Consider the following 18,206-nt stretch of genomic DNA (forward strand, 5'->3'; position numbering starts at 1 on the left):
ACCCTGACTGAAGGGATGACCGATCCAGAGATTCTCCATTTTCTAGAAGCTCTTGAAGCAGATCAACGGGTGCGCCTCTTCGAGGAGTTGCCCGCCAAGGTCACCAAACGCCTGCTGAGTCAGTTGAGTCCACAATCCCGCGATGCAGTGAACTTATTGTTGGGCTACCCTGAGGGCACGATTGGTCGGCGGATGAATTTGCGCTATTTGGCGCTGCGGCAACAGTTGACCGTGGGGGAGGCGATCGCCAGTATTCGCGAAAGCTCCCTAGATACCGATGACCTAAGCATTATTTTCGTGATTGATGAACAGCGCTTTTATCGCGGCTTTGTCCAGCCAATTCAGTTGATGAAAGCAAATCCCGACCAACCGCTTCAAGATTTGGTTCAAGGACAGGAACTGGCGATTGCTGTTACCGCGCCGGAACTCGCCGCAGCCAAACTCCTCAAGGAATACGATGTCCCGGCTATTCCTGTGGTGGATCAGGAGGGGCGACTGGTGGGCGATATCACCTTTGATGACGTGATTGACCTGATCGAAGAAGAAGCCACAGGCACAATTCTGGCGCAAGCGGGCGTGGGTAACTTGCTCAACCGTGATCAGGTTTGGAGTGAGCGCCTAGTGCGCGGCCCTATTCGCTACGCGGTGCAACTGCGGATTATCTGCCTGATCATTACCCTCATTGGCGGCATGATTGTTGGCGGCGTCATTCAGTACTTTGAGGAAGTTCTCGAAGCCGTGGTTGCCGTGGCCATTTTTATTCCTGTGGTCATGGACATGGGAGGCAATGTCGGTACCCAATCCACAACCGTCTTTGCCCGTGGCCTTGCCTGGCAGCACATTGATATTCGTCACTATGGAGGTTATCTCTTTCGCGAGTTTCGCATTGGTGCCATCATGGGTCTCATCTTGGGAACCGCTGGCGGCTTGATTGCCCTTGTTTGGCAGGGACTACCCAACGGAATTCCTCAACTGGGGTTGGCTGTCGGACTTTCCCTTTTTGTGGTGATCACTTTTGCTGCGGTTCTCGGCGCTCTGCTCCCTTGGATCTTGCTGAAGCTGGGCTTTGATCACGGTCCGGCGGCAGCTCCTTTTATCACAACCATTCAGGACTTTACAGGGCTGTTGCTCTACTTCTATCTGGTAAGTGCTTTCCTAGGGCTGTCGTTTTAAGCCATGTCAATGAGTGATTTTATTGTGCGTTTGGTGGCGGCTTTTTGTCTTGGGGCAGCCCTTGGATTGGAGCGACAATGGCGGCAACGCATGGCAGGTCTGCGCACGAATACCCTAGTGGCAACGGGAGCAGCACTATTTGTCATGCTTTCAGCTTTGACACCGGGGGAAGCAAGTCCAACGCGGATTGCCGCCCAAATTGTCTCTGGCATCGGGTTTCTGGGCGGGGGCGTGATTCTGCGGGAAGGCCTCTCAGTGCGGGGCTTGAATACAGCAGCTACTCTTTGGTGTGCGGCGGCAGTGGGGGCACTGTGTGGATCGGGATTACTCTATCAGGCAACCTTAGGAACAGTGGCAGTTCTCATGGCCAATCTGCTCTTGCGTCCCCTCGGCTATCGCATCAATCAGCAGCCCCTCAAGGGCACTGAAGTAGAGTTGTGCTATCGCTGTGATATTGTCTGTCGTGCTGAGGCAGAGGCTCATTTGCGGGCACTGCTGTTGCAGTCATTAGCGGGGAGTCGGCTGAAGTTGAGATCGCTCCTCAGCGAGGATATTGAGGAAACGCCAGATCGCGTCCACATTGAAGCGGAACTCCTCAGTCAAGAGCGCAATGATGATTTTATAGAAGGGTTAGTGAGCCGCTTGAGTCTAGAGCCAAGTGTTCTATCAGCCCGCTGGCGAATTACGGAACAGGAGTACGGTTGATCTTATCTAGCGATAGAGCCGCATGTTTAGACGAGCGGTCATGCCCGCCTGAGGACAGCGCAGACGGGGGGTATAGGTACCGCGAATCCTCCAGATTGAAATATAGCGATTGCCACGAACTCGCTGAATGCTGACATCGCCACTACAACCAAAATTGCCGGCGCGATCGCGATCGGTAAACCATCCCCGTATCCAGCCGTTACCAACGGACGTTACAGTAATTGCCCCCTCATAAACTCGGCCATTCACTTCTGTGGTGTAGGGCAAAACATCTCCTGGCAAGTGACTATATTGATAATCATAAATTTCTGTCATACCGCTGTCGGAGATGAGGGTTTCTGCCGCTACTGGCAAAACAGGGGCCAGGCTCAGCAGCACTGTGCCTATCAACCGCTGGAGAATGGTCATGGCTTTACCGCCTCCATTACCAGTCAACCTTCTTTTTCCATTATTGGCTCGTGCAGCTTTGAGGCTAAAGATTTTTCACAAACGCAGCAAAATGTTGACAGCTCTTAAGGAACTTTCAAAGAAACGCGCGTACATCTGTGACTTCGCCGGCGATCGCTGCCGCTGCCACCATGGCCGGACTCATGAGCAGCGTGCGTCCCGCCGCTGATCCTTGGCGACCTTTGAAGTTTCGATTCGAGGAGGAGGCGCTGAGCTGACGTCCTTGCAGTTTATCGGGATTCATGGCAAGGCACATTGAACAGCCCGGATTACGCCATTCAAAGCCGGCAGCTTGAAAGATAGCATCGAGACCCTCCGCTTCCGCTTGGGCTTTGACCCGTTCTGAACCAGGAACCACGAAGGCTTTGACACCGGGCTTAACTTTGCGCCCTTCGACAACTTTGGCAGCCTGCCGCAGATCACTGATGCGGCCATTGGTGCAACTGCCGATAAAGCAGACATCCACCTTTGTGCCCTGAATCGGCTGCCCTGGTTGCAAATCCATATAGGCATACGCTTCCGCAGCGATCGCCCGTTCTGCCTCCGGCAAACTCTCTAGGGTGGGCAATGTCTCATCAATGGCAACGCTTTGGCCGGGGGTAATGCCCCAGGTCACTCTCGGCGCAATGTCGGTCGCTGTAAAGGTAACTACATCGTCGTATTCTGCATCCGCATCACTGGCTAGCGATCGCCACCAGGCCACCGCCTGATCCCAGTTTTTGCCTTGGGGCGCAAAAGGCCGACCTCGCAAGTAGGCAAATGTGGTCTCATCGGGGTTGACATAACCACAGCGGGCTCCCCCCTCAATGGCCATATTGCAGACTGTCATCCGCTCTTCCATGGATATCTGGGCAAAAGTACTGCCAGCAAACTCATAGGCATAGCCGACACCGCCCTTGACGCCAAGGTGGCGAATAATGTGCAAGATCACATCCTTGGCATAGACCCCGGCGGCAAGGGAGCCATTGACTTCCACTTTGCGGACTTTTAGCTTATTGAGGGCAAGGGTTTGCGTGGCCAAAACATCCCGTACTTGACTAGTGCCGATTCCGAAGGCGATCGCCCCAAAGGCACCATGGGTTGAAGTGTGACTATCGCCGCAGGCAATGGTCATTCCCGGTTGGGTTAAGCCCTGCTCAGGGGCAATCACATGGACAATGCCCTGACGACCGGAGCCAATCCCAAGGAAAGGAATATTGTGCGCACGGCAATTTGCCTCAAGGGCTTGCAACATCTCTTCGGCAAGGGCATCTTGGAGAGGACGCGCCACCGTATCTGTAGGAACAATGTGATCCACTGTGGCCACTGTTCGTTGTGGATACAATACAGGCAATCCCCGCTCGCGCAGCATGGCAAAGGCTTGGGGACTGGTGACTTCATGGATCAAGTGCAGGCCAATAAATAGTTGAGTTTGCCCTGAAGGCAATGTAGCTACTGTATGCTGTTCCCAAACCTTATCGAAAAGTGTGCCGCGACTCATAGACTCGTCAAAAAATCTAGCCTATTAATTATAGGCAAAAAAAAGAGTTCAGTACAGTGGCCACACCAGACGCAAAGCCGCTTTTAGTTGCATTATAGCCCTGTTGCAGCTTGGCCTAGGATTTTTAATCTTTATAAAAAGTGCTTTAATCGCTATGATTAAGTCCAAAGGGATTGAACGATAGCTTGAGAGACTAGAAAAAAGGAAAAATACAATATTTCTTCCCTTAAAAAGCAAAAAACGTGAGTATAGCGTGACATCTTTGAATCTATCCTCAAAGATTTTAGCCCTTGCAACTATCCTGTACTGTATCAACAGCGGGGAGCGATTGAGAATGTATGGAAATTTCTGAAAATGCACTTATGGTTAGACCAGCCGATTGCAAAGAGTATGAATGGCGTAGTCAACAAGATATACACGGTATTGATTGCAAGAGCAAGTGTATATTCCTGCATCTTTTGGTGGGAAGCTGTTAGATAAACTACGATATTTAACAGTTCTACTACAACTCACCTAGGAGCCGACCTAGATTTTCCGGTGTATTACTTTCTCCATCGAATTATCAGAGTCATATCAGGAATTTACCGCCTTCCCGGGGATGAGCTAAAAAAATTACAAAATTGTTTACGGTAATCAACGATCCGCTGTTCTAAAGGACTCTTATAATCATCATCACTTTGACAGAGTTAGCGGACAACTAATTCGGTAGCTTCACGAGGTTTCTTACTACGCCAAAGAAGGCGAATCGGGGTACCTCGAAATCCCAGTTGTTGCCGAATTTGCCCTTCAATGTAGCGGCGGTAATTGTCCTTGAAGAGCTTGGCATCATTGACGAAAATAACAAATGTTGGCGGTTGGGTTGCCACTTGGGTGGCGTAGTAGATTTTGCCTTGGCGGCCTTGGCGGGTCGCGGGGGGCGTATGCCAGCGTAGGGCTTCTTGAATCACTTCATTCACTAGTGCTGTACTGACCCGGCGACGATGTTGTTCCACTGCCGCATCCACTGCTGCAAAAATTTTGTCAAGGCGTTGACCTGTATGGGCACTAACAAAGAGGGCATCTGCCCAGTCAAGGAAATTTAGTCGTTGATACAGGCGATCGCGATAACTATTGATGGTATAGGTATCTTTTTCGGGAACCGCATCCCACTTGTTCATGATCAACACACAGGCACGTCCCTGATCGACAATGTGTCCCGCCAAGCGTTGATCCTGTTCGGTAATTTCTTCAAGGGCATCTAAAACCAACAGCACGACATCGGAGCGGTGAATGGCCTTAAAAGCACGATGAACGCTAAACATCTCAGGCCCATAGGCCACATGGCCTCGCTTGCGAATACCAGCGGTGTCAATGAAGCGATACTGGGTGCCGTTGTGTTCAATGATGGTATCAATGGTGTCGCGGGTTGTCCCTGAAATGGGGCTGACAATGGCGCGATCGCTGCCAATCAAAGCATTGAGCAAACTAGACTTACCCACATTGGGACGCCCAGCAATGGCCACCTGAATTTCTGGTGTTTCAGGGAGCGTTTCCACCGCCGGCAAGTAGGTAATCAACTGATCCAGCAGCTCCCCCGTCCCGCTGCCGTGGATACTGGAAATCGGGTAGGGTTCTCCCAGCCCCAAGGACCAAAACTCTGCCGCCTGTACCTGACCCATTTGGCGCGACTCGCATTTATTCACCGCCACTAAAACCGGTACGGCAAGCTGTCGCAACCACGCTGCAATGTCATAGTCAAGAGCTGTAGGGCCTGCTTGACCATCCACCACCAAAATCGCTGCCGTTGCTTCCTGAAGGGCAAGTTCTGCCTGCTGGCGAATCAAGGGCAAGAAGTCACTGTCATCATCAAACACTAAGCCCCCGGTATCCACGACCAAAAATTCCCGATCTTGCCAAAAGGCCGGTCGGTAGGTGCGATCGCGAGTAACACCGGGTTCATCGTGGACAATGGCATCCCGTTCCCCAGCAAGACGATTTACTAGCGTTGACTTGCCCACATTGGGGCGACCAACCACAGCAACAATGGGTAATGCCATAGGAGTGACGTTCGCAAAAATAAGGTTTTACTGACATCCTCCCCGGCTTTCAGGCCGGAAATTCCTACGGTGCTCAGGCGCGGTATTGAGTTGCCCCTGAGTTGCTTCAGCGGGTTCCTGCTGCTAGCGGCATTACCACGCCGCTCACTTCACAGGCGTTCCGGGCATGCCCCGTCCTTAACACATTGATTGCGCACCCGCAAAGCGCAGTTTCGGCGTAGCCAAACCAAAACCTAAGGACGGCGGCGCTTGCTGCGCACAGGATCAAGAACTAGAGTTCAAATTGGCTGCTCCGCTTGTACTGCTGGTAAGCCGCAAAGAAAAGACCCGCCAAGGTCACCGGAATCAAGCCAAGGACAATGCCACACAACAAAGGTTCAATCATGGTCTGACTCTACACATGAACTCCATTCCTCACGATACACTATTTGCTGAGGTCTGTATTGGTTCCTTGCCCTGTTGAATAGTCCTTCTTTCCCCCGCAAATAGCCAACAACGCTATGATCAAGCCACCGTTGCAGTACTTCTTGAAACTCTTTGTTCCAGCAACGGCAGTTCTAGTTGCAATTCTTGCTCCTATTTACCTCGCCCAGCGCCAAGGTATTCTCAGCGATCTACAATTGCGGGAAGAAAGCAAAGTCGAGCGAGGCAGCCTTATCCTTAGCAATCATTATGAAGTAGTTGCTGAGGAAATCCTCAGTATCACGAAACTACATAGTTTTGATGAGCTAAGCAGTAACACTTCTGATTCAGAACAATTACAGGCAATCCGGCAAAATGTCGGTGACTGGATGCTTTGGAAACGCAGTTACGATCGTGTTTATTTTCTCTCCCCTAGTGGTACTCTAAAGCTGAGCCTCGCCCTTAGTCACAACTTGGGCACAGTTTTGTCAGGAACATCTCCTGATCCAATTGTCAGCCAAACCTACTGGCCGGTCATTCGTCAGTTACGGGATCCCGAAATCTTTATCTCTCCTCTAGATATTGAGCTGCATCCTTCACAGCCAACCTTTTTAGTCGCAACCCCTATTCTCTACATTGCAACACCGGTTTACGGCCGTAAGCGGGAGCTCATCGGTTTTTTGATTGTACGCTACCGAGCAGAGCGTCTCTTCCAAAACCTAATCAATGGCTGCCAAGGGGTTTATGGCAGTTGCTTTTTAGTGAATGCGCAAGGGTATTGGTTGTTAGGAGACCGTATTAACCATGAATGGGGCTTTCGCTATTCAGATCGGCAGCATTTTACAGTACAGAATCAGTATCCTGAATTATGGGAGCAGATGCAGTCCCACGCAAGTCGTAGCTTTTATCATGCCCATGGTCTCTTTGCTTTTCGATTAGCTCTGCCCTTTAGAGCACATTATATCTCTGCGGATCTAACTAACGGAACACCCATCTATCAAAACGAGTATCGTCTCTGGGTTCTTTCTTTGATCCCACCTAACGTTGTTCAACGACAGTTAGACCCTCTAAACCTACAATTTGTTTTTCTATTCTTGGTTTTCTGGGCAGCCAGTGGGATAGGAGTTGCAATTATTACAGCGGATCATTGCCGTAAGCAGAAGCTCAATCAACTCCTTAAAGCGAGCGACGTAAGGTTTCGCAGTGTCAGCGAAATGGCGCCCGTCGGCATTTTTACAGCAGATATTAATGGACGTAGCACTTTTCTCAATCAAACACTACTTAACCTGCTAGAGATCAAAACACAAGCGGAGGCAGAAGCCCACTGGATAGAACGACTCCACCCGGAGGATCGCGATCGCTTCATTGCCGCTTGGGAGCGCTGTAAAAAAGACCACCAGCCCGTCAATGAACGCTTCCGCTTGTCTTACCCCGATGGCAGAGTGCGCTGGATTAATGCCCGCGTCATTCCCATCATCGAGGACGGCAAGGTAATAACCTTTGTGGGTACATGGGAAGACATCTCGCAAATGATGCAGCAACAAGAACTCTTAGAGGAAGCCCGAAAAGCTGCCGAAGAGGCTAGCCGCGCCAAGAGTGAGTTTTTGGCAACGATGAGCCACGAAATCCGCACACCCATGAACGCCATTATTGGCTTGACGGGATTATTGCTCGACACCCCTCTCAATCCTCAGCAGCGGGAGTTTCTTAACACCATTCGCCTCAGTGGGGATGCGCTACTCACAATCATCAACGATATTCTTGACTTTTCTAAAATTGAGTCCGGCAAGCTGGAACTAGAGGCCTACCCCTTTAATTTACACAACTGCGTTGAAGATGTTTTTGACCTTATGGCCCCCCGTGCGGTTGAACGACAGATTGAGCTCCTCGCTCATATTGATGCGGAGACTCCTGCCCATGTCATAGGGGATATGGGACGGCTACGGCAAGTCCTAGTCAATCTTATTGGCAACAGCATCAAGTTTACCCAAAGCGGCGAAGTCATTCTCCATCTCAAGGGTCGCCCTATCCATCAATACGAGTTTTTGCCCAACTACTATGAGTTTCTCTTTGCCATTCAGGATACGGGGGTGGGTATCACGCCAGAGGGAATGAAGCGACTCTTCAAACCTTTTAGCCAAGTGGATGCCTCAATTACCCGCCACTACGGGGGAACGGGTCTGGGATTGGCGATTTGCCAGCGGCTGGTGGAGTGCATGAATGGCCGCATTTGGGTCGAAAGTAAAACTCAGAATACCCCTTTGATAGTTGGTGGCAATCCACCGCCACACTATGAATCGATTCCGATCAAGGAGACGGGTTCAGTCTTTTATTTCACGGTGCGGCTGCTCCTGAATCCCAATGCTCAGAAGTGCGCCATGGAGCAAGAATCTTGCTTGAAAGATCGTTCAGTGCTGATTGTGGATGATAATGCCACCAATCGCCAAATTCTGGCATTGCAAACGAAGGGATGGCAAATGAAATCCCTAATTGCTGAGAATGGCCAGCAGGCATTGACACTACTCAAAACACAATCGCCTCCAGATGTGGCCATTTTAGATCTGCAAATGCCGGAAATGGACGGCTTGACACTGGCCAAGGAAATTCACAAGATCCATCCAGAAATTCCCCTGATTTTGCTCACCTCCTTGGGCAATTCCCTTGGGGCAGATCAATCACCGTTGTTTCATGCCCTCATTAGTAAGCCAGTGAAGCAATCCAACCTCTACAATGTCCTCAAGGATCTTTTTAGCCATAGGCCGCAGCCCGTTGAAGCTAAAACCAGCAAGAGCAAAACCGTGTCCATTGATAGTCTAAAGCAGGATTTGCCGCCCTTACGTATTCTTGTTGCTGAGGATAACAAGGTGAATCAAATGGTGGCATTACGCATTTTGGAAAAATTAGGCTATCGTGGTGATATTGCCGCCAATGGGTTAGAGGTGCTAGATGCTGTGCAGCGGCAACCCTACGATGTGATTTTGATGGATATGCAAATGCCAGAAATGGATGGGTTGACGGCCACGCGAGAGGTGATTGACCTGTTTCAACGGCTGAACCAACCCCGCCCACGCATTATTGCGATGACAGCCAATGCCATGGAGAGCGATCGCCAGCTGTGTCGCAATGCCGGTATGGATGACTATGTAAGCAAGCCCATTAACCTTGAAGACTTGGTGCGCGCCCTCCGCCGGTGTCAACCCCTCCAGACTTCGACAACTGAACATTTGGAGAACATTTAGACATTTAGCGATAGACTAAAGGAGATAGATTCACTGGTTCTTGATTCCAGTCATTAATAAATGATTATCTATGGTTACCCCTGAACAACTGACCACCTTAATTCAATCCAGCTTGCCTGATGCTTTTGTTCAAGTGCAGGATTTGACCGGGGGTGGGGATCATTACGAAGCTGTAGTGGTTTCTGCCGCCTTTGAGGGTAAGCCACTGGTGCAGCAGCACCAATTGGTCTATGGCAGCCTCAAGGAGCTGATGGCCAGCAATGAACTCCATGCCCTTGCCCTCAAGACCTATACCCCGCAACAATGGGCACAACTTCAATAGCCGACAATTCAATCCATTGCTTTTAATTGTTCAATCTCAGAAGGAGAACCAACAATGACACCCGAACTCCACGCCAAAATTGATCACCTTGTCAAGAGCAACAAGATCATTGTCTTTATGAAGGGTAGTAAGCTGATGCCCCAATGTGGGTTTTCTAACAACGCAGTGCAAATTTTGAACGCCCTCGGTGTTCCCTATGAAACGGTGGATGTCCTTGAGGATTTTGAAATTCGCCAAGGAATTAAGGAGTATTCCAACTGGCCAACGATTCCCCAAGTGTTCATCAATGGGGAGTTTATCGGTGGTTCAGATATTCTCATTGAACTATACCAAAGTGGCGAATTGCAGCAACTGGTGGAAGTGGCTTTAGCTTCATAGTTTTCTTTGACATTTACACTCAAAAATAAATCCCCCATTGCTGGGGGATCTTTACCGGTTTGATAACCTTGATGTTCGGCCTCGACAGCGGCGGACTAGCCAAGGTTCACCTTGACAACGCGGTTTTTCTCTTCTTCTGCTTTCGGCAGGGTCAGGTGCAGGATGCCATCTTTGTATTCGGCTTTGACGTCGGTGTTTTGAATCCGCACTGGCAGAGGAATGACCCGTTGGAATTTACCGTAGCGGAATTCGGTGCGTTTGATACCGTTGCTTTCGCTTTTACTTTCAGATTTGCGTTCGCCACTGACAGAGACCGCATCCGCCGTGACTTGAATATCTAAGTCTTTGGCATCCATGCCGGGCAGTTCAATTTTTAGAAGTAAAGCATCGGGAGTTTCTTCTAGTTCCGCTGCCGGCAGGAAGCTAAGATCACTGCGGCGTTCGGTCAAGGGAATCAATTCATCAAATAGACGGTTCATTTGGCGTTGTATCGCATCGATTTCGCGGAACGGTTCCCAACGAACGAGTGCCATACGCTTATCCTCCTGTGTTCTTTAAGGTTTTAGATTGCCCATGGGATGGTTTACAGAGAGAACAACTCCAACAACTAACCTTGTTTTTTTTCCTTGGTATTCCTTGGGCTTGTTCCCTCTGCCCACCTTTACTATAGAGGATGCAAGTCTTGATACAAGTGAGGCTTAACGATCTCTCTAAGTTCCTTTTTCCGAACCTGTATTACCCTCATGGAAAAATTAAGAAAACATTAAACCTTGTTAACCAAAAGGTTATCAACAGAGAGTTCCTGCAAAACGGCTTGGGCATTGGCGATCGCTAGGCTCCCCCGCAGAAAACCAATATTCGCTCCCGGACACAAATAACTCAAGGACTTCTGCCGACAGAAGGCTTTTAAGGCTTCAACGCTGCGCAGTTGCAGAGGCCAGTGGAAGGTGGTGGCCGTTTTAATCGGTGCCAGTTCTCCCGTAGGCGTGGGTAGCAAATGGCGGCCGGTAAAGAGAACGCCCCCTTGAGGATACCAATAGACACAGGCACTGCCGGGGGAATGGCCGGGTGTCCAGAGAATTTCGAGGGTTTCACCGATGGCTAGATGGTGGTTAAACGAGGTTACCGTCACTTGGGGCAAAAGATAGGCCTCCTGAGCATGGATGATTACTTCACAGTTAAAGGTGCGTTGAATCTCCCTGACACGGGCGATCGCCCCCCGATGGGTCAGGATGAGGCGCTTAAGGCCACCCTGTTCCCTGAGCCAGGCTTGACTGCTATCGGTCCAAGGGGGGGAATCAATAAGGGTATTGCCATCATTTTCTACAATGAGATAAGCAGTGCCTCCCAGCGTCTCGCGGTTTGGTGGAAACCCATAGACCATGGGCAATACAAGGCGGGGCGGTTTCTGTTGTTGAGCCACAGGTATCGAAATCATGACATGGATTTCCCTTATTGTATTGGGTTTGATCTTAGTCTTTATTGTCCGCCAGAGTGCTGCCCGTGTCAGTCAAACTCCTTGGTGGCTCCTGTGGCTGGTGCTGATGCTGCCAGCATTTTTTATTGGGGGTTGGCTGCTGCTGCTAGGGAATACCCCTGTGCCGTCAGGATGGTTGATCTTTGTTTTTGTGACCAGTTCTGTGCTGTACCTTGTGCTTTTGCGCCGAGGCCAGCCCCCCCTACCCGCGGCACCACCGACAGCGCCGCCTTTGACACCCCCACTGACGGAAAATGGCAAGCTCCTCAGTCAGGATGAAGAAACGCAATTGCAGAGCTGTTTCCCTTGGGGCATGTATTACTTGCAACAAATTGAGTATCGTCCGCAGGCAGTGATCTGCCGAGGGCAAATGCGCGGTGATGCCAGCCAAGTCTATGAAACAGTGGAGCGCAATATTGCCCAACGGTTTGGCGATCGCTTTTTGGTCATGTTTCAAGTGGGTCTAAGTAATAAGCCCTTTTTTGCCTTGATTCCCCGCGATCGCCTGCCCCAGCCCCAACAGCTTTTTCGTCCCGCCCTGAGCCTTGGCCTACTTGCTTTCACATTTCTCACCACCACTGTTGCCGGGTTGGCACTTGCTGCACCTGACCTGACGGCGAAAGAATTGCGGCTCAATCCAAGTTTGCTCTGGCAGGGGTTGCCTTACAGCGTCAGCCTGCTCTTGATTTTGGGCATCCATGAACTAGGACACTTTGCTACGGCTTGGTATTACGGTGTCAAGGCAACGCTGCCCTACTTTATTCCTCTACCTTTTGCGATGGGCACACTAGGTGCCTTTATCCAAATGCGATCGCCCGTTCCCCATCGCCGCGCCCTTTTTGACATCAGTATTGCAGGTCCAATTGCTGGGTTGCTGGTCACCCTACCGATTTTGGTTTGGGGGTTACAACAGTCTGAGGTGGTGCAACTGCCCGCCAATGCTGCAGAGCAGGCCCTCAATCCTCAGGTGTTTAGCCCACGCATTTCGATTCTGTTTGCCCTCATTGCCAAAGCAATTTTTGGCGCTGCCCTCAAGGATGACAGTGCGCTGCACCTCCATCCAATGGCAGTGGCTGGGGTGCTGGGCTTGGTGGTAACAGCTTTGAACCTCATGCCAGTGGGGCAGTTGGATGGGGGTCACATTGTTCATGCCATGTATGGCCATCGGCTGGGGGCGATCATTGGCCAAGTGAGCCGTTTACTCGTGCTGATTCTCTCGTTTACTCAACCATGGCTTTTTGTCTGGGCACTGATTTTATTCTTTATGCCCGCCTTTGATGAACCTGCCCTCAATGATGTCAGTGAATTGGATAACTGGCGCGATGCCCTCGGCTTGATGGCACTGGTGTTGCTGCTGCTGATTGTTTTTCCGGTGCCGGCGCCCCTGGCAGCTCTGCTACTGCCGACATACCCAATGCCATAGAGGATGACGTTTCCCCTGTTGACGAATGCGCAGCACTTGTTTTTCTAGACGTTGTTGCCACTGGCGAGGTCTGCCCCAGAAAATGTTGCGGGTCTGCCAGTAAAGAACACTCAGGGTCATGCCAATACACAGGGCTAGGCCAATTGCCGGTAGCCGATTGAAGAGAATGCCATAGCGCAACGCTGCCCACGTAAAATGCTCTCGCATGAGGCTGATTTCATAGCGAAAGCCCCAGAGACTCACGGTGCCCACAGTCAACCAAAGAAAGAGCACCACACTCCAGCGCATAAGAACGGTAAGGCGATGCAGGCGGTCCACCTGCTGTCGAAATTCTGATTCAAGGCCTTGGGGCATTCGCAATCGCTTGTTAGCAGACATCTCCCTATCTCTATCGTATGTTTACTGTATCTTTTTGCAGCTTTTTCATCATCTAATGTTAGTTTCAGGGGGCATTAGACGGGGGTTAAAAAAGCTTGGATTTTATCTTTGTGGCACACTGTGGAGAAAAGATGCCAATGGAGAGAAGCCTCCTATGCCAAGCGTAAGTTTACTGCGGGCAACATCCTACGACCCTGACCATCTTAGGGCGTCCCTTGAACAACTCTTAGCCCCCTTAGGGGGAATGGCGGCGATGGTTAAACCGGGCGATCGCGTGCTGCTCAAGCCAAATTTACTCACGGGCGCACGGCCAAAACACGAATGTGTTACCCGTCCAGAGCTGGTCTATTGTGTGGCCAAGATGGTGCAGGCAGTTGGTGGACAACCCTTCCTAGGGGATGGGCCTGCCTTTGGCTCCGCCTTGGGGGTCGCCCGCAACAATGGTTATTTGCCTTTTATTCAGGAATTGAATCTACCGGTCATTGAGTTCCATGGCGATCGCTACCCCACCGATAACCCTGAGTTTGCCCATCTGCGCCTTAGCAAGGAGGCCATGGCTGCCGATGTGGTCATTAACCTGCCCAAGGTGAAATCCCACGTGCAACTGACGTTGACCCTTGGGGTGAAAAATCTCTTTGGCTGTGTCCCCGGCAAAATGAAGGCCTGGTGGCACATGGAAGCCGGTAAGGATGCCGATCGCTTTGGCCGCATGCTTGTGGAAACCGCACGGGCGATCGCCCCAGACTTAACCATTGTAGATGGCATTATCGGCCATGAAGGCAATGGCCCCAGTGGCGGGACACCGCGGCCCCTCAATGTTTTGGGGGCCAGTCAGGATGTTTTTGCCCTTGATCGCGCCCTTGTGGCCATTCTCAACGTGGCTCCTGAGCGTATTCCCACCCAACGCGCCGCCACAGCCCTTGGCTACAACTACGACCTCAGTGAAATTGACTTTCCCCTGGCACAGCCCCATGAATTAGCCATTCGGGATTGGCAACTGCCTCAGCAAATGATGCCCATTGACTTTGGCGCCCCCCGCGTCCTCAAATCCACCTTCAAGCATCTCTATATTCGCTGGATCAAAGAACCCCTAACTGCCTATAGCCAAAAGGCCTAAGTTCTCACTGGGAACAGCCTTTGATAAGCTAAGGGAATACTGTTGGGGAGAAGCGGCCTTGAGCTTTGACTATGATTTGGTGATTATTGGTGCGGGTGTGGGGGGGCATGGGGCTGCCCTACATGCCGTTAGTGTGGGTCTAAAAACGGCCATTGTCGAAGCCGCAGAAATGGGCGGCACCTGTGTCAATCGCGGCTGTATTCCTTCCAAGGCGCTCCTTGCGGCAGCTGGGCGCGTGCGGGAACTGCGCCAAGCCAGCCATTGGCAAGCCCTTGGGATTCAACTGGGGCAAGTGAATGTAGATCGGGCTGGCGTTGCTGCCCATGCCGCCAATCTGGTGCAGAAAATCCGCAGTGATCTCACCAATAGTCTTAAGCGTCTTGGCGTGGATACGCTCATTGGCCGTGGTAGAGTGGCCGGTTCCCAAAAGGTAAGTATTGCCACGGCTACGGGCGAAAAAACCGTAACAGCCAAAGACATTATCATTGCCACTGGCTCAGTGCCCTGGGTACCCCCCGGCATTGAGGTGGATGGCAAAACCGTTTATACCAGTGACGATGCCATTAAGTTGGATTGGTTGCCCCAGTGGGTGGCCATTATTGGCAGTGGCTATATTGGTCTAGAATTCGCCGATATTTACACCGCCCTTGGCAGTGAAGTGACCATGATTGAAGCACTGGATCAACTGATGCCCACGTTTGATCCAGATATTGCCAAGCAGGCGCAGCGCGTGTTGATTGCCCCTCGCGACATTGAAACCTACAGTGGTACCCTAGCCAAGCGCGTCATTCCCGGCAGTCCGGTGGTCATTGAGTTGGCGGATGCAAAAACAAAAGAACTGGTGGATGTTCTAGAGGTGGATGCCTGCCTTGTCGCCACCGGTCGCATTCCTGCCACCCAAGACCTGGGTTTAGAGAGTGTGGGCGTGAGTACCGACAAGCGCGGCTTTATTCCCGTGGATGAGTATCTGGCGGTAACTAAAGAGGGTGAACCCGTTCCCCATTTGTGGGCTATTGGCGATGCCACGGGGAAAATGATGCTGGCACATGCCGCTTCAGCGCAAGGAATTGCTGTTGTTGAAACTATTGTCGGGCGGCCTCACCAAGTGGATTATCGCAGTATTCCTGCAGCGGCCTTTACTCATCCTGAGATAAGCTTCGTCGGCTTGACGGAACCCCAAGCCCGTGAGCTTGGAGAAAAAGAAGGTTTTGAGGTACAGGTGGTGCGCACCTACTTCAAGGGCAACTCCAAAGCACTGGCGGAAACAGAAACCGATGGCCTAGCCAAGGTGATTTTCCGCGCCGATACGGGTGAGCTACTGGGGGCACATATTTTTGGCCTCCACGCTTCGGATTTAATTCAAGAGGCGGCCAATGCTATTCGCGATCGCCAGAGCGTGAGCCACTTGGCCTTTAATGTTCACACCCATCCCACTCTCTCTGAGGTGCTCGATGAAGCCTTTAAGCGTGCCCATGAGATGGTGAGCCACCGCTGAACTTGCTACGATAAAGTTTAAAGTCTTTCAGGAGTGGGTAATGACACAGGCCACACAACCCGCCAAGGGAATTATGATGACTGAGGCTGCCCTCAAGCACGTGCTCGAACTCCGCAATCAGCACGGCAAAGACCTGTGTTTGCGGGTAGGGGTCAAAGGGGGCGGCTGTTCGGGGATGTCCTACACGATGGACTTTGAAGACCCCGCCAACATCCGTCCTGAGGATCAAGTCTTTGACTATGATGGCTTCAAGGTGGTCTCAGATCCCAAGAGTATGCTCTACATCTATGGCTTGGTTCTCGACTACAGCAATGCCCTCATTGGCGGCGGCTTTAAGTTTATCAATCCCAATGCCACCCAAACCTGTGGCTGTGGTACGTCGTTTTCTGCTTAAGGAGACTTGCCATTGACCACCTCTCAGACAATTAGTGAAGTCGAACGTCAATTTGAGGCAGCGATCGCCCGTTACAAGGAGGGGGCACCTGCCTCAGAACTTATTCCCACTTTTAAAGAAATTTGCCAGCGTGCCCAAAAAAGCAGTTCTGCTTGGACGTGCCTAGCATGGCTCTACCTCCTTGATGACAAACCCCAATCTGCGCTGAAGGCCGCCCAAAAAGCGGTTAAACTCAACCCTGAGGATCCCCAAGCCCGCATTAACCTTGCCGTGGCGATGCTCGAAACAGGGCAAAAGGGTGTGCGCCCCCATATTGAACTGGCACAAACGGTTATTGCTGCCGTTGCTGAATTGCGTCAAGAGGTCATAGATAACTTTGCCGATGGCCTGCAACGCAAACCTGATTGGGAGAGCCTTGCCCGTGTTAAACAGTGGGTACTGGGAGAATAGCCATGGCACGGGTGCAGGAAGTGCTCAATTGGCTTTTGGTAGCGGATACTTTCTTTGTCCTTGCCAGTTTTGGCTGGTTTGTGATTGCGCTTGTTGGGCGCTCTTTTGCCCTGCCGTTGGGGTTCGATCTCTGGCTGAGTCTCTGGCAGCCCCTTTTTATGCCGGCCATTGGCATCTTAATGGTAGCCGCACTAATTAGCGGCGCCCTTAACTATGTACAAAACCGCTGGCTGTTGCGTTCCGTTGGCAGTGACTTGCGATCGCGGGACTAATTGCTAAACGTGCTCTGCTTCTGCATCTACAGTGGGGGTAACATGGGGCGATCGCTTTTGTTTCACCCGCTCCACCAGCAATTGCGTTAGCTCACTGGCCAGGATTACGATGACAGTTACATCATCCAACTGGCCGACGATCGGCAGCATATCCGGTGAAATATCCAAGGGACTAAGCAAATAAATCAAACTGGCGGCAATAATTAACCAGCGATATTTAGGATGCCGCAGGACATTTCGATACCAGTGGTAAAAGCCGCCCATGGCGTGTCAACCTTGAACCCTGTCCCTATTTTGGCATAGGGATTTAATCGCCCTAGGTGAGGAAAACCGCCCCGGCTAATCAAAGTAAAAGAGTGTAACCACCTTATGCTGTTCTTCTGCCAGTTGACAGGTTTGCAGCAGTGTGTGGCTATCGTGGAAGGCAAAACAAATTAATTGCTGGCAGCGGGAAATAATTTCCTGATTACAGAGGGAGCTGGCCTCTGCAAGGGGCAGGTGATCGTTTTCTGGTTTTTCCACTAAGTGCATCACCTTGTCCAGTTGTTGCCGGGATTCCCGAGGTTGGCGCTCTAGACTCTGGGGCAAGATCACCGTCAGCAAATTGGGGTTTGCCCGCATTGCTCCCCGAATCGCCGCCGCATTGGTGCCAACGGCACCTGACGTCATCAAGCGGTTACCCGCCAGCACGAGGGCATAGCTCATCATTTCAATAAGGTGCTGATGGGTGATCGGGACGTGACGCGAGCCAAGGAGCGCAATCCGCTTAGGACCAGAGTCTTGGATTGTCGCTAATTCTTGCAAAAATTCATCAATTTGGGGGGAATCAATGCCCGGAAGATTAGTCGCCTGCGTCAAGAGAGTGTCTCATGTGCTACGGAACGACGATATTTTAACATTTTGCCCTTCAATGCTAGTAGATCAGGATACCACCCCCACCCTCATCATCCCTAAGCTATACAGCACAAAACCAATGCCCGAGAACAGGAACGCTTACAGAGGCTCTACCGGCTGTTGT

General features: G+C 51.2%; 21 protein-coding genes and 1 pseudogene. 12 read left to right on the forward strand and 10 right to left on the reverse strand.

Annotation, left to right across the window (positions count from 1 at the left end):
• Both mgtE and P3X23_RS02170 read left to right on the forward strand, forming a co-directional pair.
• Positions 1–1,173: magnesium transporter (mgtE, locus tag P3X23_RS02165; RefSeq protein WP_300872710.1), on the forward strand; the 1,173-nt coding region annotated here is incomplete at its 5' end.
• Between the two features lie 3 nt (positions 1,174–1,176).
• Complete coding sequence (locus P3X23_RS02170; protein WP_367186476.1) at positions 1,177–1,878, forward strand: MgtC/SapB family protein; 702 nt, start codon at positions 1,177–1,179, stop codon at positions 1,876–1,878.
• Positions 1,879–1,884: 6 nt separating this feature from the next.
• On the opposite strand, the gene P3X23_RS02175 is transcribed toward P3X23_RS02170, so the two are convergent.
• Together P3X23_RS02175 and leuC are read right to left on the reverse strand one after the other, a co-directional pair.
• On the reverse strand, positions 1,885–2,313 hold the full coding sequence (locus tag P3X23_RS02175) for a hypothetical protein (protein WP_300872712.1): 429 nt from the start codon (positions 2,311–2,313) through the stop codon (positions 1,885–1,887).
• An 88-nt stretch (positions 2,314–2,401) separates the two neighbouring features.
• Positions 2,402–3,805, reverse strand: a complete 1,404-nt coding sequence (gene leuC / locus P3X23_RS02180; protein ID WP_300872713.1) for a 3-isopropylmalate dehydratase large subunit — start codon at positions 3,803–3,805, stop codon at positions 2,402–2,404.
• Between the two features lie 270 nt (positions 3,806–4,075).
• Here leuC and P3X23_RS11895 point away from each other — a divergent pair, with 270 nt between their 5' ends.
• On the forward strand, positions 4,076–4,285 hold the full coding sequence (locus P3X23_RS11895) for a transposase (RefSeq protein WP_367186487.1): 210 nt from the start codon (positions 4,076–4,078) through the stop codon (positions 4,283–4,285).
• Between the two features lie 206 nt (positions 4,286–4,491).
• On the opposite strand, the gene der is transcribed toward P3X23_RS11895, so the two are convergent.
• The 3 genes and pseudogenes from der to petG form a co-directional block, all read right to left on the reverse strand.
• Positions 4,492–5,841 carry a ribosome biogenesis GTPase Der gene (der, locus tag P3X23_RS02185; protein WP_300872715.1) on the reverse strand — a complete coding sequence of 450 codons (1,350 nt, stop codon included), beginning with the start codon at positions 5,839–5,841 and terminating at the stop codon, positions 4,492–4,494.
• Between the two features lie 106 nt (positions 5,842–5,947).
• Positions 5,948–6,034: pseudogene (locus P3X23_RS11900) on the reverse strand (RNA-guided endonuclease TnpB family protein); the annotation flags it as partial.
• Between the two features lie 78 nt (positions 6,035–6,112).
• A complete protein-coding gene (petG, locus tag P3X23_RS02190) occupies positions 6,113–6,226 on the reverse strand; it encodes a cytochrome b6-f complex subunit V (protein WP_297048780.1) in 114 nt (37 codons plus the stop codon).
• Between the two features lie 115 nt (positions 6,227–6,341).
• On the opposite strand from petG, the gene P3X23_RS02195 reads away from it, so the two are divergent.
• The 3 genes from P3X23_RS02195 to grxD all read left to right on the forward strand — a co-directional run bounded on the left by P3X23_RS02195 (position 6,342) and on the right by grxD (position 10,182).
• Complete coding sequence (locus P3X23_RS02195) at positions 6,342–9,482, forward strand: PAS domain-containing hybrid sensor histidine kinase/response regulator (RefSeq protein WP_300872718.1); 3,141 nt, start codon at positions 6,342–6,344, stop codon at positions 9,480–9,482.
• A 70-nt stretch (positions 9,483–9,552) separates the two neighbouring features.
• Positions 9,553–9,804 (forward strand): BolA family protein, encoded by a 252-nt coding sequence (locus tag P3X23_RS02200; RefSeq protein WP_300872720.1) that lies wholly within the window; start codon positions 9,553–9,555, stop codon positions 9,802–9,804.
• Positions 9,805–9,858: 54 nt separating this feature from the next.
• Positions 9,859–10,182 (forward strand): Grx4 family monothiol glutaredoxin, encoded by a 324-nt coding sequence (grxD, locus tag P3X23_RS02205; RefSeq protein WP_181496364.1) that lies wholly within the window; start codon positions 9,859–9,861, stop codon positions 10,180–10,182.
• Between the two features lie 95 nt (positions 10,183–10,277).
• Here grxD and P3X23_RS02210 read toward each other — a convergent pair whose 3' ends face one another.
• Positions 10,278–10,715: an Hsp20/alpha crystallin family protein gene (locus tag P3X23_RS02210; RefSeq protein WP_300872722.1), complete on the reverse strand. Its 438-nt coding sequence runs from the start codon at positions 10,713–10,715 to the stop codon at positions 10,278–10,280.
• Positions 10,716–10,945: 230 nt separating this feature from the next.
• Positions 10,946–11,620 (reverse strand): MBL fold metallo-hydrolase, encoded by a 675-nt coding sequence (locus tag P3X23_RS02215; RefSeq protein ID WP_300872724.1) that lies wholly within the window; start codon positions 11,618–11,620, stop codon positions 10,946–10,948.
• On the opposite strand from P3X23_RS02215, the gene P3X23_RS02220 reads away from it, so the two are divergent.
• On the forward strand, positions 11,619–13,082 hold the full coding sequence (locus tag P3X23_RS02220; RefSeq protein ID WP_300872726.1) for a site-2 protease family protein: 1,464 nt from the start codon (positions 11,619–11,621) through the stop codon (positions 13,080–13,082). The two genes, P3X23_RS02215 and P3X23_RS02220, sit on opposite strands and share 2 nt — an antisense overlap.
• Here the strand turns inward: P3X23_RS02220 and P3X23_RS02225 are convergent.
• Positions 13,056–13,460 carry a hypothetical protein gene (locus P3X23_RS02225; protein ID WP_300872728.1) on the reverse strand — a complete coding sequence of 135 codons (405 nt, stop codon included), beginning with the start codon at positions 13,458–13,460 and terminating at the stop codon, positions 13,056–13,058. The two genes, P3X23_RS02220 and P3X23_RS02225, sit on opposite strands and share 27 nt — an antisense overlap.
• 154 nt (positions 13,461–13,614) lie before the next feature.
• Between P3X23_RS02225 and P3X23_RS02230 the strand changes: the two genes are divergently transcribed.
• From P3X23_RS02230 to P3X23_RS02250, 5 genes are read left to right on the forward strand one after another with little or no spacing between them, the layout of a single operon-like run.
• Positions 13,615–14,577 carry a DUF362 domain-containing protein gene (locus tag P3X23_RS02230; protein WP_300872730.1) on the forward strand — a complete coding sequence of 321 codons (963 nt, stop codon included), beginning with the start codon at positions 13,615–13,617 and terminating at the stop codon, positions 14,575–14,577.
• Between the two features lie 58 nt (positions 14,578–14,635).
• Complete coding sequence (lpdA, locus tag P3X23_RS02235) at positions 14,636–16,072, forward strand: dihydrolipoyl dehydrogenase (RefSeq protein WP_300872732.1); 1,437 nt, start codon at positions 14,636–14,638, stop codon at positions 16,070–16,072.
• Positions 16,073–16,112: 40 nt separating this feature from the next.
• Positions 16,113–16,466, forward strand: a complete 354-nt coding sequence (locus tag P3X23_RS02240) for an iron-sulfur cluster assembly accessory protein (RefSeq protein ID WP_300872734.1) — start codon at positions 16,113–16,115, stop codon at positions 16,464–16,466.
• Between the two features lie 12 nt (positions 16,467–16,478).
• Positions 16,479–16,916, forward strand: a complete 438-nt coding sequence (locus P3X23_RS02245; RefSeq protein WP_300872736.1) for a tetratricopeptide repeat protein — start codon at positions 16,479–16,481, stop codon at positions 16,914–16,916.
• 2 nt (positions 16,917–16,918) lie between these two features.
• The gene (locus P3X23_RS02250; protein WP_300872738.1) at positions 16,919–17,188 is read left to right on the forward strand and encodes a hypothetical protein; all 270 of its coding nucleotides are present in this window, start codon (positions 16,919–16,921) and stop codon (positions 17,186–17,188) included.
• A gap of 3 nt (positions 17,189–17,191) precedes the next feature.
• Here P3X23_RS02250 and P3X23_RS02255 read toward each other — a convergent pair whose 3' ends face one another.
• Both P3X23_RS02255 and P3X23_RS02260 read right to left on the reverse strand, forming a co-directional pair.
• Entirely contained in the window at positions 17,192–17,452 is a 261-nt protein-coding gene (locus P3X23_RS02255; protein WP_300872740.1) for a YkvA family protein, read from the reverse strand.
• A gap of 75 nt (positions 17,453–17,527) precedes the next feature.
• Positions 17,528–18,046: a DNA recombination-mediator protein A gene (locus P3X23_RS02260; RefSeq protein ID WP_300872742.1), complete on the reverse strand. Its 519-nt coding sequence runs from the start codon at positions 18,044–18,046 to the stop codon at positions 17,528–17,530.
• Positions 18,047–18,206 lie beyond the last annotated feature (160 nt).

Origin of the sequence: Thermosynechococcus sp. Uc, from assembly GCF_029335995.1 — a bacterium.
In the GTDB taxonomy this organism is placed as follows: domain Bacteria; phylum Cyanobacteriota; class Cyanobacteriia; order Thermosynechococcales; family Thermosynechococcaceae; genus Thermosynechococcus.

Coding starts and splice junctions, on each gene's coding strand:
- P3X23_RS02170 (WP_367186476.1), top strand. CDS start 1,177: ATGTCAATGAGTGATTTTATTGTGCGTTTGGTGGCGGCTTTTTGTCTT.
- leuC (WP_300872713.1), bottom strand. CDS start 3,805: ATGAGTCGCGGCACACTTTTCGATAAGGTTTGGGAACAGCATACAGTA.
- der (WP_300872715.1), bottom strand. CDS start 5,841: ATGGCATTACCCATTGTTGCTGTGGTTGGTCGCCCCAATGTGGGCAAG.
- petG (WP_297048780.1), bottom strand. CDS start 6,226: ATGATTGAACCTTTGTTGTGTGGCATTGTCCTTGGCTTGATTCCGGTG.
- P3X23_RS02195 (WP_300872718.1), top strand. CDS start 6,342: ATGATCAAGCCACCGTTGCAGTACTTCTTGAAACTCTTTGTTCCAGCA.
- P3X23_RS02200 (WP_300872720.1), top strand. CDS start 9,553: ATGGTTACCCCTGAACAACTGACCACCTTAATTCAATCCAGCTTGCCT.
- grxD (WP_181496364.1), top strand. CDS start 9,859: ATGACACCCGAACTCCACGCCAAAATTGATCACCTTGTCAAGAGCAAC.
- P3X23_RS02210 (WP_300872722.1), bottom strand. CDS start 10,715: ATGGCACTCGTTCGTTGGGAACCGTTCCGCGAAATCGATGCGATACAA.
- P3X23_RS02220 (WP_300872726.1), top strand. CDS start 11,619: ATGACATGGATTTCCCTTATTGTATTGGGTTTGATCTTAGTCTTTATT.
- P3X23_RS02215 (WP_300872724.1), bottom strand. CDS start 11,620: ATGATTTCGATACCTGTGGCTCAACAACAGAAACCGCCCCGCCTTGTA.
- P3X23_RS02225 (WP_300872728.1), bottom strand. CDS start 13,460: ATGTCTGCTAACAAGCGATTGCGAATGCCCCAAGGCCTTGAATCAGAA.
- P3X23_RS02230 (WP_300872730.1), top strand. CDS start 13,615: ATGCCAAGCGTAAGTTTACTGCGGGCAACATCCTACGACCCTGACCAT.
- P3X23_RS02240 (WP_300872734.1), top strand. CDS start 16,113: ATGACACAGGCCACACAACCCGCCAAGGGAATTATGATGACTGAGGCT.
- P3X23_RS02250 (WP_300872738.1), top strand. CDS start 16,919: ATGGCACGGGTGCAGGAAGTGCTCAATTGGCTTTTGGTAGCGGATACT.
- P3X23_RS02255 (WP_300872740.1), bottom strand. CDS start 17,452: ATGGGCGGCTTTTACCACTGGTATCGAAATGTCCTGCGGCATCCTAAA.